Origin of the sequence: Anaeromyxobacter sp. SG17, from assembly GCF_022690695.1 — a bacterium.
In the GTDB taxonomy this organism is placed as follows: domain Bacteria; phylum Myxococcota; class Myxococcia; order Myxococcales; family Anaeromyxobacteraceae; genus Anaeromyxobacter; species Anaeromyxobacter soli.
In genome coordinates this window covers 1-11,203 of record NZ_JALCYX010000106.1, presented here as the reverse complement: position 1 = coordinate 11,203, position 11,203 = coordinate 1, and the positions used below count along the sequence as shown (strand labels likewise).

Annotated in this window: 12 protein-coding genes and 1 pseudogene; 7 read left to right on the top strand and 6 right to left on the bottom strand. The window is 73.2% G+C overall.

The window, feature by feature from the left end; genetic code table 11:
• Both MNY60_RS22140 and aceE read right to left on the bottom strand, forming a co-directional pair.
• A partial coding sequence (locus MNY60_RS22140; protein ID WP_308197135.1) for a biotin/lipoyl-containing protein occupies window positions 1-394 on the bottom strand: 394 nt, incomplete at its 3' end.
• 23 nt (window positions 395-417) lie between these two features.
• Window positions 418-3,084, bottom strand: a complete 2,667-nt coding sequence (aceE, locus tag MNY60_RS22135; protein WP_242340929.1) for a pyruvate dehydrogenase (acetyl-transferring), homodimeric type — start codon at window positions 3,082-3,084, stop codon at window positions 418-420.
• Between the two features lie 251 nt (window positions 3,085-3,335).
• Between aceE and MNY60_RS22130 the strand changes: the two genes are divergently transcribed.
• The 4 genes from MNY60_RS22130 to MNY60_RS22115 all read left to right on the top strand — a co-directional run bounded on the left by MNY60_RS22130 (window position 3,336) and on the right by MNY60_RS22115 (window position 6,509).
• The gene (locus MNY60_RS22130) at window positions 3,336-4,319 is read left to right on the top strand and encodes a zinc-dependent alcohol dehydrogenase family protein (protein WP_242340930.1); all 984 of its coding nucleotides are present in this window, start codon (window positions 3,336-3,338) and stop codon (window positions 4,317-4,319) included.
• A 168-nt stretch (window positions 4,320-4,487) separates the two neighbouring features.
• The gene (locus MNY60_RS22125) at window positions 4,488-4,865 is read left to right on the top strand and encodes an MbcA/ParS/Xre antitoxin family protein (RefSeq protein WP_242340931.1); all 378 of its coding nucleotides are present in this window, start codon (window positions 4,488-4,490) and stop codon (window positions 4,863-4,865) included.
• Window positions 4,825-5,595 (top strand): RES family NAD+ phosphorylase, encoded by a 771-nt coding sequence (locus tag MNY60_RS22120; protein WP_242340932.1) that lies wholly within the window; start codon window positions 4,825-4,827, stop codon window positions 5,593-5,595. The genes MNY60_RS22125 and MNY60_RS22120 overlap by 41 nt, the downstream gene beginning before the upstream one ends.
• A gap of 65 nt (window positions 5,596-5,660) precedes the next feature.
• Window positions 5,661-6,509, top strand: a complete 849-nt coding sequence (locus tag MNY60_RS22115; RefSeq protein WP_242356718.1) for an EcsC family protein — start codon at window positions 5,661-5,663, stop codon at window positions 6,507-6,509.
• A 21-nt stretch (window positions 6,510-6,530) separates the two neighbouring features.
• On the opposite strand, the gene MNY60_RS22110 is transcribed toward MNY60_RS22115, so the two are convergent.
• From MNY60_RS22110 to MNY60_RS22100, 3 genes are all read right to left on the bottom strand, one after another.
• Window positions 6,531-6,764: a thioredoxin family protein gene (locus tag MNY60_RS22110; RefSeq protein WP_242356716.1), complete on the bottom strand. Its 234-nt coding sequence runs from the start codon at window positions 6,762-6,764 to the stop codon at window positions 6,531-6,533.
• A gap of 8 nt (window positions 6,765-6,772) precedes the next feature.
• Window positions 6,773-7,885 (bottom strand): permease, encoded by a 1,113-nt coding sequence (locus tag MNY60_RS22105; RefSeq protein ID WP_242340936.1) that lies wholly within the window; start codon window positions 7,883-7,885, stop codon window positions 6,773-6,775.
• Between the two features lie 136 nt (window positions 7,886-8,021).
• A complete protein-coding gene (locus MNY60_RS22100; protein ID WP_242340937.1) occupies window positions 8,022-8,165 on the bottom strand; it encodes a hypothetical protein in 144 nt (47 codons plus the stop codon).
• Window positions 8,166-8,301: 136 nt separating this feature from the next.
• Here MNY60_RS22100 and MNY60_RS22095 point away from each other — a divergent pair, with 136 nt between their 5' ends.
• The 3 genes from MNY60_RS22095 to MNY60_RS22085 are packed head-to-tail and all read left to right on the top strand — an operon-like array spanning window position 8,302 to window position 10,253.
• Complete coding sequence (locus MNY60_RS22095; RefSeq protein WP_242340938.1) at window positions 8,302-8,655, top strand: helix-turn-helix transcriptional regulator; 354 nt, start codon at window positions 8,302-8,304, stop codon at window positions 8,653-8,655.
• Window positions 8,656-8,658: 3 nt separating this feature from the next.
• On the top strand, window positions 8,659-9,804 hold the full coding sequence (gene arsB / locus MNY60_RS22090; protein WP_242340939.1) for an ACR3 family arsenite efflux transporter: 1,146 nt from the start codon (window positions 8,659-8,661) through the stop codon (window positions 9,802-9,804).
• A complete protein-coding gene (locus MNY60_RS22085; RefSeq protein ID WP_242340941.1) occupies window positions 9,801-10,253 on the top strand; it encodes an arsenate reductase ArsC in 453 nt (150 codons plus the stop codon). Before arsB ends, MNY60_RS22085 begins: the two co-directional genes overlap by 4 nt.
• An 11-nt stretch (window positions 10,254-10,264) precedes the next feature.
• Here the strand turns inward: MNY60_RS22085 and MNY60_RS22080 are convergent.
• Window positions 10,265-11,203 (bottom strand): annotated as a pseudogene (locus tag MNY60_RS22080) (hypothetical protein); the annotation flags it as partial.

The window sequence follows — 11,203 nt, the reverse complement described above, 5'->3', positions numbered from 1 at the left end:
GGGCCTTCGCGGCGCCCTCCGCGGCCCGCGCGGCCGGTGCCGCCGCGCCGTCGCGCTTCCCGGCGGGCGCGGGAGAGGGCGCGGGCTTCGTGGCCGCCGGGGGCGCGGGCTTCGCGGCCGAAGGGGGCGCGGCCTTCGCGGCCGGCCTGGCCGCCCCCGCCTCGTCGAGGGTGAGCACGACGCTCCCCTCGCTCACGCGATCGCCGACCTTCACCCGCAGGTCCTTGATGGTGCCCGCCGCGGGCGACGGCACGTCCATCGTCGCCTTCTCCGACTCGAGCGTCACGAGCGCGTCGTCCTTGCTCACCGCGTCGCCCGGCTTCACGAGGACGTCGATGATCGGCACGTCCTTGAAGTCGCCGAGCGCGGGGACCTTCACCTCGATGGTGCTCATGGGTCGTTCGCTCTCCGGGGCGCCTACACGGTCCACGGCGCCGGCTTCGCGGGATCGATGCCGTACTTGCGGATGGCCTCCGTCACCTTCGCGGCGGGGAGCTTCCCCTCGTCCGCGAGCGACTTCAGCGCGGCGACCGCCACGTGGTGCCGGTCCACCTCGAAGAAGCGGCGGAGCCGCTCGCGGGTGTCGGAGCGCCCGTAGCCGTCCGTGCCGAGCACGAGGTACCTGCGGCCCACGTACGGCCGGATCTGCTCGGCGAACGTGCGCACGTAGTCCGTCGCGGCGACCACCGGCCCGGAGGTCTCGCCGAGGAAGCGCTCGACGTGCGACTTCTTCGCCGGCGCCTCGGGGTGGAGGAGGTTCTCGCGCGCGACCGCCATGCCGTCGCGGGCGAGCTCCGTGAAGCTCGGGCAGGCCCACAGGTCGGCGTCCACGCCCCAGTGGCTCTTCAGGAGATCGGCGGCGGCGATCACCTCGCGGAGGATCGCGCCCGAGCCGAGCAGCTGGACGCGCGGGGCCTTCTTGTCGCCCCCCGCCCCGCGCTTGAAGAGGTACATGCCGCGGATGATGTCCTCGGCCGCGCCCTCGGGCATCGCCGGGTGCACGTAGTTCTCGTTGAGGACGGTCAGGTAGTAGTAGACGTCCTCCTGCTCCTGCACCATGCGCCGGAGCCCGTCCTGCACGATGACCGCGACCTCGTAGGAGAAGGTCGGATCGTACGAGCGGCAGTTCGGGATCACCGACGCGAACACCTGCGAGTGGCCGTCCTCGTGCTGGAGCCCCTCGCCGTTCAGGGTGGTGCGGCCCGACGTGCCGCCGACGAGGAAGCCGCGGCAGCGCATGTCGCCTGCGGCCCAGGCGAAGTCGCCGACGCGCTGGAAGCCGAACATCGAGTAGAACAGGTAGAACGGGATCATCGAGCGGCCGTGCACGGAGTACGACGAGGCCGCCGCCATCCACTCCGCCATCCCGCCCGCCTCGGTGATGCCCTCCTGCAGCACCTGGCCCTTCCGGTCCTCGCGGTAGAAGGCGAGCTGGTCCGCGTCCTCCGGCGTGTAGAGCTGGCCGACGTGGCTCCAGATGCCGAGCTGCCGGTACATGCCCTCCATCCCGAAGGTGCGCCCCTCGTCCGGCACGATCGGCACGACGCGCGCGCCGATCTTCTTGTCGCGCGCGAGGATGCTCATGATCTGCACGAGCGCCATCGTGGTGGAGATCTCCCGGTCCTCGGTGCTCTTGAGGAGCCGGTCGAACGTGGCGAGCGGCGGGACCTCGAGCGTCTCCGGCGCGCGGCGGCGCCGCCGCGGGCGATCGCCCCCGAGCTCGGCGCGGCGGGCGCGCATGTACTCGAGCTCCTTCGACCCCTCCTCGAATTTGAGGAAGGGCACCTCCTCGAGCTTGTCGTCGGGGACGGGGAGGTCGAAGCGGTCCCGGAAGCGCCGGACCGCGTCCGTCGCGATCTTCTTCTGCTGGTGGGCGATGTTCATCGCCTCGCCCGCCTCGCCCATGCCGTAGCCCTTGATGGTCTTCGCGAGGATGACCGTCGGCTGGCCCTCGTGGCTCACCGCCGCCTGGTAGGCGGCGTAGACCTTGAACGGATCGTGGCCGCCGCGGTTGAGGCGCCAGATGTCCTCGTCGGAGAGCTCGGCGACGAGGTCCTTCAGCTCCGGGCTGTCGAAGAAGTGCTCGCGGACGAAGGCGCCGTCCCGCGACTTGTAGACCTGGTACTCACCGTCCACCACCTCCATCATCCGGCGGCGGAGGGCGCCGCTCTTGTCCTTCGCGAGCAGCGGATCCCAGTGCCGGCCCCAGATCACCTTGAGGACGTTCCAGCCGGCGCCCCGGAACGTGCTCTCGAGCTCCTGGATGATCTTGCCGTTGCCCCGCACCGGCCCGTCGAGCCGCTGCAGGTTGCAGTTCACCACGAAGATGAGGTTGTCGAGCTTCTCGCGGCCGGCGAGGCCGATGGCGCCCATCGCCTCGGGCTCGTCCATCTCGCCGTCGCCGGTGAAGACCCAGACCTTGCGGCCCTCGGTGTCCACCACGCTCCGGTCCGCCAGGTACTTCATGAAGCGGGCCTGGTAGATCGCCATGAGCGGCCCGAGCCCCATCGACACGGTGGGGAACTGCCAGAACTCGGGCATGAGCCAGGGGTGCGGGTAGGACGAGATGCCCTTCCCCTCGACCTCCTGCCGGAAGTTCGTGAGCTGCTCCTCGCTGAGGAGGCCGAGCAGGAACGCGCGCGCGTAGATGCCGGGGGAGGAGTGACCCTGCAGGAAGACGAGATCGCCGCCGCGCTCCTCGGACCAGGAGCGCCAGAAGTGGTTGTAGCCGACGTCGTAGAGCGTCGCGGCGGAGGCGAAGCTCGCGATGTGGCCGCCGACGTTCGTGTGCTTGTTCGCGCGGACCACCATCGCCATCGCGTTCCAGCGGATGTAGTGGCGGATCCGCTGCTCGAGGGCGAAGTCGCCCGGGAAGCGCGGCTGCAGCTCGACCGGGATGGTGTTGACGTAGGCGGTGTTCGCCGAGAACGGCACGTACGCGCCGGCTCGCCGCGCCCGGTCGATGAGGTGCTCGATGAGGAAGTGCGCGCGCTCGGTCCCTTCGCGCTCGAGGACGCCCTCGAGGGCGTCGAGCCACTCGCGCGTCTCCTGCGGGTCCATGTCGGGGCTGGAAAGCGGGTCCATTCGGGGCGCCTCACGGTCGTTGCGGACGTTGCTTCGGCTGGGGTGAACTCCTAACGAGAAGCGCCTGCCGATCAACGCCTGCCGGCGTGGATCCGCACCTCGGGTGCGCGCGGCGCCGCGCACCCACCCGCCGCACCGATCCGACGGTGCGATCGCGCCCCGGGGGCGGGGGTCCAGCCGTCCGCCCTTCGGCTGGGAGAGGACCGCAGTGCCTCGAGCCGCGCCCGCCGGAACACGGTAGGCTCTCGTCCGTGCGCGCGATGGTCGTCGAGCATCCGGGCCGGCCGCTCGCCGCCCGCGACCTCCCCGTCCCCGAGCCAGGGCCCGGCGAGATCCTGGTGCGCGTCCTCGCCTGCGGTGTCTGCCGCACCGACCTGCACGTCGCCGACGGCGACCTCGCCCTCCCCGGCCGGCCCGTCGTGCCCGGGCACGAGATCGTCGGCGAGGTCGTGCGCGCTGGCCCGGGCGTGGCGCGCTTCGCGCCGGGAGATCGCGCCGGCGTCGCCTGGCTCGCCTGGGCGTGCGGGGCCTGCGGGTTCTGCAGGGCGGGCCGCGAGAACCTCTGCGAGCGCGCGCGCTTCACCGGCTGGCAGCGGGACGGCGGGTACGCGGAGTACGCCGTCGCGGACGCGCGCTTCGCGTTCCCGCTTCCTCCCGGCACCGACCCGGTCGCGACCGCGCCGCTCCTGTGCGCCGGGCTCATCGGGCACCGCGCCTGGCGCATGGCGGGCGACGCGGCGCGGCTCGGGATCTACGGCTTCGGCGCGGCGGGGCACATCCTCGCACAGGTCGCCCGCCACGCCGGCCAGGAGGTCTTCGCGTTCACGCGGCCCGGTGACGACGCCTCGCAGCGGCTCGCGCTCGACCTCGGCGCGGCCTGGGCGGGCGGCTCGGACGCGCCCCCGCCAGCCCCGCTCGACGCGGCCGTGATCTTCGCGCCGGTGGGCGCGCTCGTCCCCGCCGCGCTCGCGGCGGTGGCGCCGGGCGGGACGGTCGTCTGCGCCGGCATCCACATGAGCGACATCCCGCGGTTTCCGTATGCGCTCCTGTGGGGGGAGCGCGTCCTGCGCTCCGTCGCGAACCTCACCCGCGCGGACGGCGAGGCGTTCCTCGCGCTCGCGCCGCGCGTGCCCGTGCGCTGCGAGGTGACGCCGTTTCCGCTCGCCGCGGCCAACGAGGCGCTCGATCGGCTGCGCGCGGGGAGGATCGAGGGCGCGGCGGTCCTCGTGCCCTGAAGGGGCCGCGCGCCCGCCGGGCCCCGCAGTGCTCGCCCGGCGAGTCCTCCCCGGGCCCCGCGCGGCTCCGGTCGCCGCTGGCCCGCGCCAGCGCCTCTTGCAAATGAAAGATGCCGCCATTAATCTTCCAGGTGAAAGCAGTCCTTCCCCGCGTCATCTGGAGGTCCGATGCGCGCATCCGCCCACACCGCGAGGTCGCCGGAGCCGGGCGCCGTCCTGACGAAGGCGACGCTCCGCGCGGCGGAGCTCCTCGAGCTCACGGACGCGCAGCTCGCGCGGATCATCGGCGTCAGCGGCGCCTCCGTCTCGCGGCTCCGCGCGTCCGCGCGGGCGATCGACCCCGGCGCCAAGGAGGGCGAGCTTGCGCTCACTTTCCTGCGCATGTACCGCAGCCTCAGTGCTTTACTGGGAGACGCAGCGAGCTGCCGCGCGTGGTTCCACGCCGAGAACGCTCATCTCGGCGGCACTCCCGCACTCCTCGTGCGGAGCGTCGAGGGGCTGGTGAATGTCACGCAGTATCTGGACGCGATGCGGGGGAAGGTCTAACGCCCGGGCGCTCGAGGGCCGGCCCTGGCGCATCGCGGAGGGCCAGCGGATCATCTCGACGCGGCCCCTCGTCGATTCGGACGCCGAGCACGCGCTGCTCGAGCGGATGATCGACGACCACAAGCCGCCGCTGCCGCCGGACCCCGTGCTCGGGAGGCTGCACTACCTCCTCTACTCTCCGTTCCGGTACCCGCCGCTCAGGTACGGCTCGCGCTTCGGGGGCCGCCACGAGCCGAGCCTCTGGTACGGCTCCGAGGTGCTCCGCACCGCGCTCGCCGAGACGGCCTACTACCGGATCGTCTTCTTCGAGGGGACGAAGGCGAAGCTCGCGCCGCACGCGATGCCGTTCTCGGCGTTCCAGGTCGCGGTCGCGACGCGGGCGGGGGTGGACCTGTCGTCGCCCGCGTTCAAGGCCTCCCTCCGCAAGCTCTGCTCGCCGAGCGACTACACGTCGAGTCAGCAGCTCGGGACCGAGATGCGGGCCGACGGCATCGAGGCCGTCCGCTACCCCTCGGCGCGCGACCCTCGCCGCGGCCCGAACCTGGCGCTCTTCTCGCCGGCGGCCTTCGCGGCCCCCGCCCCGCTCGCGACGCCGGAGACCTGGTACTGCACGGTCACCGCCGCGCACGACGTCGAGTTCCGGCACGAGCGCGCCCTCACCATCGACACCGAGGCGTTCCCGCGCAGCACGTTCCTCGTGGCCGGCGTGCTGCCGGCGCCCGCGGCGTGAAGGGCCGGGGGCTCGGGGCCGACCGGGGCGCGGCGCGGGCGCGCTCCGCGCGATAGGCTTCGCGGATGCCAGGTCCCCTCGATCGCGCCGACGCCCTCGCCCTCGAGCAGGCGAAGCACGTCCTCGAGACCCCCGATCTCGCCATCCAGCTCGCGAGCCGCGTCGGCCGGCCGATCGAGCGGCTCGTCGAGAAGCTGCCGGTTCGCACGCGCGATCTCGTGGGGAGCGCGACGCGCACCGCGCTCGAGAAGGGGCTCGAGCTCGCCGTGCGGACCCTCGACTTCCGCGAGGCGTCGGGGGCAGGCGGCGCGCCTCCGCTCGCCGTGCGCGGAGCGCCCGGCGCCGCCTCCGACCTCGCGCACCGCGCGGCCGTCATCGCCTCCGGGGCGCTCGGCGGTGCGCTCGGCGCCGCGACCCTCGCCATCGAGCTGCCCTTCTCGACGACGCTCATGCTCCGCTCCATCGCGGACCACGCGCGCGCCCAGGGCGAGGATCTCTCCGAGCTGCGCGTGCGGCTCGAGTGCCTCGGCGTCTTCGCGATGGGCGGCCGCGCCGCGAGCGACGACGCGGCCGAGGCCGGCTACTTCGCCGTGCGCGTGGCGCTCTCGCAGGCGGTCGCGCGCGCCGCCGAGCAGCTCGGCGCCCGCGCCATGGGAGACCTCGCCGCCGAGCGCAGCGCGCCGGCGGTCGCGCGCCTCGTCGGGCTCATCGCCCAGCGGTTCGGGACCCAGGTCGCGCAGAAGGCGGTCGCCCAGCTCGTGCCCATCGTGGGCGCGCTCGCCGGGGCCGGCATCAACTCGGTCTTCATCCAGCACTACCAGAAGACCGCCTGGGGTCACTTCACGGTGAGGCGGCTCGAGCGGAGCTACGGGCCCGACGAGGTGAGGCGAGCGTACGAGGCGATCCCGGGCTGAGCCTCGTCGCGGGGACGCGTCTCAGGACCGCAGGAGCTCCATCACTGCGTCGGCGGTGAGGACCTTGCCGGCGGCGCGGACCTTCCCGTCCACCACCAGCGCGGGCGTGGTCATCACCCCGAGCCGCATGATCTCGCGGAGGTCCTCCACCTTCTCCACCGCCACCGAGAGCCCGAGCGCCTCGACGGCCTTCTCGGCGTTGGCGGTGAGCGCCTTGCACCTGTCGCAGCCGGTACCGAGCACCTGGATCTTCATCCGTCACCTCACAGGACCGCGTTGAAGAGCCAGCCGACGAGCAGGATGCCGAGCGCGACGATCCCGACGAAGGCGGCGATGAGCGGCGGGCGGAGCACCTTCCGGAGGATCACGATCTCCGGGAGCGAGAGGCCGATCACCGACATCATGAAGGCGAGCACGGTGCCGAGCGCGGCCCCCTTCCCGAGCAGAGCCTCGACCACCGGGATGATGCCCGCCGCGTTCGAGTACATCGGGACGCCGATCGCGACCGCGGCCGGGACGGACCACCACGCGGACTTCCCCATGAACCCGGCGAGCAGCCCCTCCGGCACGTACCCGTGGACTCCTGCGCCCACCGCGATCCCGGCGAGCACCCAGGGCCACACCTTGCCGACCACGTCCCGCACCGCCTCGACGCCCTTCTCGACTCTGCCCTGGAACCCGAGCCGCTCGCGCTCGTGGACCTCGCTCCGCTTCATCGACGCGTAGACCCATGGCTCGACGTAGCGCTCGAGCTTCATCCTCCCCAGCACGAAGCCCGCGGCGACGGCGATCGCGAGCCCGGTGACGAGGTAGAGCGCGGCGACCTTCCATCCGAAGAGCCCGAGGAGGAGGACCAGCGCGACCTCGTTCACCATGGGTGCAGCGACGAGGAAGGACAGCGTGACGCCCAGCGGGATCCCGACCTCCACGAACCCGAGGAAGAGCGGAACGGCGGAGCAGGAGCAGAACGGCGTCACGACGCCGAGCAGCGCGGCGAGGACGTTCCCCACCGACTCGCGCCTGCCGGCGAGCAGGGCGCGGGTCCGCTCGGCGGTGAAGAACGAGCGCACGATCCCGACGCCGAAGACGATGAGGACGAGGAGCAGCAGCACCTTCGGCGCGTCGTAGAGGAAGAACGCGACGCTCTGGCCGAGGCGCGAGGACGGCGAGAGCCCGAGCGCCCGGAAGGCGGCGAGCTCCGAGAGCGGGTGGACGAGCGCATAGGCGGCCGCCCAGACGGCGAGGCCACCGGCGAGCAGCGCCGCGGTCTTGACGGGGCTCGCGCCTCGCGCCGCCGCCTCCGCCGTCGTCCGCGGCGCCGGCTGCGCGCAGCACACCGGTGCCTCCTCCGACTCGCCGAGCACGGGTAGCTTCACGAGGCCGTCCTTTCGCGAGCCGACCCTCGGCCGCGGCGCGGAGTATCGGGAATCCCGGAGCCGGTGTCATCGTCTTTTTGCGATTTGCGGATCCCGCGCGGCTTGCCGTGCGCGACCCCGCGACCGCTCGATCTCGCTAGCGCGCGCGTCTGCGCGGGCGCCGCTCGTGCCCGTGGCCGAGGATCCCCGCCATGCGCAGGAACCCGTAGACGAGCACGACCAGCGACGACCAGATCACGATCGCCAGCCCGACCATTCCCTGTGGCTGAGCGTTTTCCATGAACCGGCGATACCCCGAACCCGCTCGCCGGGCGCCGCCCGGCGGGGGCTCATCCGGTGACAGGTGCGTGACGCGCCCGCTCGCCCGGGCGCCCGGTCTTGCCTCTCGCGCGCGTCCATCGTAGATAGCCGATTCCATGGCGCCCCAGCTCAAGAAGGTCCCGGCCTGCGGTCCGGCTCCGGAGCCGAGACAGGAACCCGACCTCCGGCCGGTCGAGGGCTCCGACGCGGACGAGGAGCTGGCGCTCCTCGCGAAGGCGGTCGGGCACCCGGCGCGGGTCCAGATCCTCCGCCTCCTGGTCCGCCGCGAGGCGTGCGTCTGCGGCGACATCGTCGACGAGCTCCCGCTGGCGCAGTCCACCGTCTCGCAGCACCTCAAGGTGCTCAAGGAGGCGGGCCTCATCCGCGGCGAGATCGACGGTCCGCGCGTCTGCTACTGCATCGAGCCCCGCACCCTGCGCCGGCTCAAGTCCCTCGTCGGGAGCCTCTAGCCCATGTCCGAAGCCACCCTCGTCGCGCCGGCGCGCGCCGGCGTGACCCGTCGCCTCTCGTTCCTCGACCGCTACCTGACGCTCTGGATCTTCCTCGCCATGGGCGCGGGCGTGGCGCTCGGCTTCCTCGTGCCGGGCGTCGTCCCCATGCTCGAGCGGATGTCGGTCGGGACGACCTCGATCCCGATCGCGGTGGGCCTCGTCCTGATGATGTACCCGCCCCTCGCGAAGGTCCGCTACGAGGAGCTGCCGCGGGTCTTCCGGAACGGGAAGGTGCTCGCGCTCTCCCTCGTCCAGAACTGGATCGTGGGACCGTTGCTCATGTTCGCGCTGGCCGTGATCTTCCTGCGCGACCGCCCCGAGTACATGGTCGGCCTCATCCTCATCGGCCTCGCGCGCTGCATCGCGATGGTCATCGTCTGGAACGACCTCGCCAGGGGCGACACCGAGTACTGCGCCGGGCTCGTCGCGTTCAACTCGATCTTCCAGGTGCTGTTCTTCTCGGTCTACGCCTGGGTCTTCATCACGGTCCTGCCGCGCTGGCTCGGCCTCGCCGGCGCCGAGGTCCACATCACCATCGGCGAGATCGCGAAGAGCGTCTTCGTCTACCTCGGCGTCCCCTTCCTGGCCGGGATGGCGAGCCGCTTCGGCCTCCGCGCCTGGAAGGGCGAGGCGTGGTACCGCGGGGTCTTCATCCCGCGCATCTCGCCCATCACGCTCGTCGCCCTCCTCTTCACCATCATCGTGATGTTCTCGCTCAAGGGCGAGACCATCGTGCAGGTGCCGCTCGACGTGGTGCGGATCGCGATCCCGCTCCTCGTCTACTTCGTCGTCATGTTCTTCGTCTCGTTCTTCATGAGCCGGAAGGTCGGGGCGAGCTATGGCCAGACCGCCACCCTCTCCTTCACGGCGGCGTCGAACAACTTCGAGCTCGCCATCGCGGTGGCGGTCGCGACGTTCGGGATGGCGCACGGCGCGGCGTTCGCGGCGGTGATCGGGCCGCTCGTCGAGGTGCCGGTGCTCATCGGCCTCGTCACGGTCGCCCTCCGGCTCCGCGACCGCTTCTTCCCGGGCGAGACGGCGGAGCTCGCGGGCGTGAAGAACTGCGCGGGGAGCTTCGGCCCCGCGCGCGGGAAGGCGAGCCCGTGACCGGCGCGGACTGGCGGCGCGAGGCGGAGGAGCTCCGGAGGCTCGCGCCGCGCCACGTCCTGTTCCTCTGCGTCGCGAACTCCGCCCGCAGCCAGATGGCCGAGGGCATCGCGCGTTCGCTCGCGCCCGCCGGGGTGACCGTGTCGTCGGCGGGCTCGCAGCCCTCGCGCGTGAACCCGCTCGCCGTGCGCGCGCTCGCCGAGATCGGCCTCGACATCGCCGGCCACCGCTCGAAGAGCGTGGAGGCGATCCCTCCCGACACCGTCGACGCGGTCGTCACGCTCTGCGCAGAGGAGGTCTGCCCGGCCTTCCTGGGGAAGGCGCACCGCGTCCACTGGGGCCTCCCCGATCCCGCCGGCGCGGGAGGCCCGGAGGAGGACCGGCTCCAGGCGTTCCGCGACGTCCGCGACGAGCTCCGCCGCCGCCTCGCGGTCGTCTTCGGGCGGTAGCCGTCCGAGCCTCACGATCCCGGCCGCTCGCAGGCGAGCCGCAGCACCTCGCCGTCCGCCGTCCCGGCCAGGATCACCTCGTCCGCCCCCGCCCACACCGCCGACACGGCGAGGCGCTCGAGCCCGCGCGGCCTCCCCGCGCCGAGCCCCGCCTCCCGCGTCCGAGCGAAGACGAGCCCGCCGCCCTGCGTCCCGACCACCACCCCCCCGCCGGTCGCCGCGGCGGCGTTCGGGTTCACCTCGTTCGCGCGGGCGTCGGCGAGCCTCAGCGCGGCGACGCCCCCGTCCCGCGCGAGCCGCACGAGCCCGCCGTCGTCGGTGCCGGCGAGCGCGCCGTCACCGAGCGGCGCGAGCGCGGTGACCACGTTCGTCGCGGCGCCCGGCGCACCGAACACGAGCGGGTGCCAGGCGGCCGTCCGCGCGAGGAGCGGCGCGTCGAGGTTCGCGAGCGGCAGCGCGTAGGCGCCGGAGGCCGTCCCGATCCAGAGCTCCGTCGCCGTCGCGGCGAGCGCGGTCGCGCGGATCGGCTCGCCGTCCGGACCGGTCACCGCCATGGGCTCGGCGCCGCGGTCCGCCGAGACGCGGAACACGCCGCGCGCCGTCCCGGCGTAGAGCCGCGCTCCCGCGCGCGCGAGCGCCGTGACGCCCTCTCCCCGCAGCAGTACGAGCGCCTCCCGCGGCCCGTCGAGCGCCACGAGCCCGCCCTGCGTCGCCGCCCACACGAGCCCGTCGTGCTCCGCGAGCGCGTTCACGAACCGCGAGCGCCCCTCGAGCCCCGGGACCGCCTCCGCGGCGCCGTCAGGCCCGAGCCACACGACGCCATCGTCGAAGGTGCCGACCACCGTCGCGCCGTCGGCGGCGGCGAGCACGGCGGTGACCCGCCGGCCGAGCCGCGCGAGCGGCGCGCTCGCGCAGGGCGGCAGCTCGGCGAGCGCGGCGGCCGGCGCCGG

Bases quoted from the DNA above. Each gene is read 5' to 3' on its own strand.
- MNY60_RS22095 (WP_242340938.1), top strand. From the start codon at position 8,302: ATGGCGCCCCAGCTCAAGAAGGTCCCGGCCTGCGGTCCGGCTCCGGAG.
- MNY60_RS22120 (WP_242340932.1), top strand. From the start codon at position 4,825: ATGTCACGCAGTATCTGGACGCGATGCGGGGGAAGGTCTAACGCCCGG.
- arsB (WP_242340939.1), top strand. From the start codon at position 8,659: ATGTCCGAAGCCACCCTCGTCGCGCCGGCGCGCGCCGGCGTGACCCGT.
- aceE (WP_242340929.1), bottom strand. From the start codon at position 3,084: ATGGACCCGCTTTCCAGCCCCGACATGGACCCGCAGGAGACGCGCGAG.
- MNY60_RS22100 (WP_242340937.1), bottom strand. From the start codon at position 8,165: ATGGAAAACGCTCAGCCACAGGGAATGGTCGGGCTGGCGATCGTGATC.
- MNY60_RS22115 (WP_242356718.1), top strand. From the start codon at position 5,661: ATGCCAGGTCCCCTCGATCGCGCCGACGCCCTCGCCCTCGAGCAGGCG.
- MNY60_RS22110 (WP_242356716.1), bottom strand. From the start codon at position 6,764: ATGAAGATCCAGGTGCTCGGTACCGGCTGCGACAGGTGCAAGGCGCTC.
- MNY60_RS22125 (WP_242340931.1), top strand. From the start codon at position 4,488: ATGCGCGCATCCGCCCACACCGCGAGGTCGCCGGAGCCGGGCGCCGTC.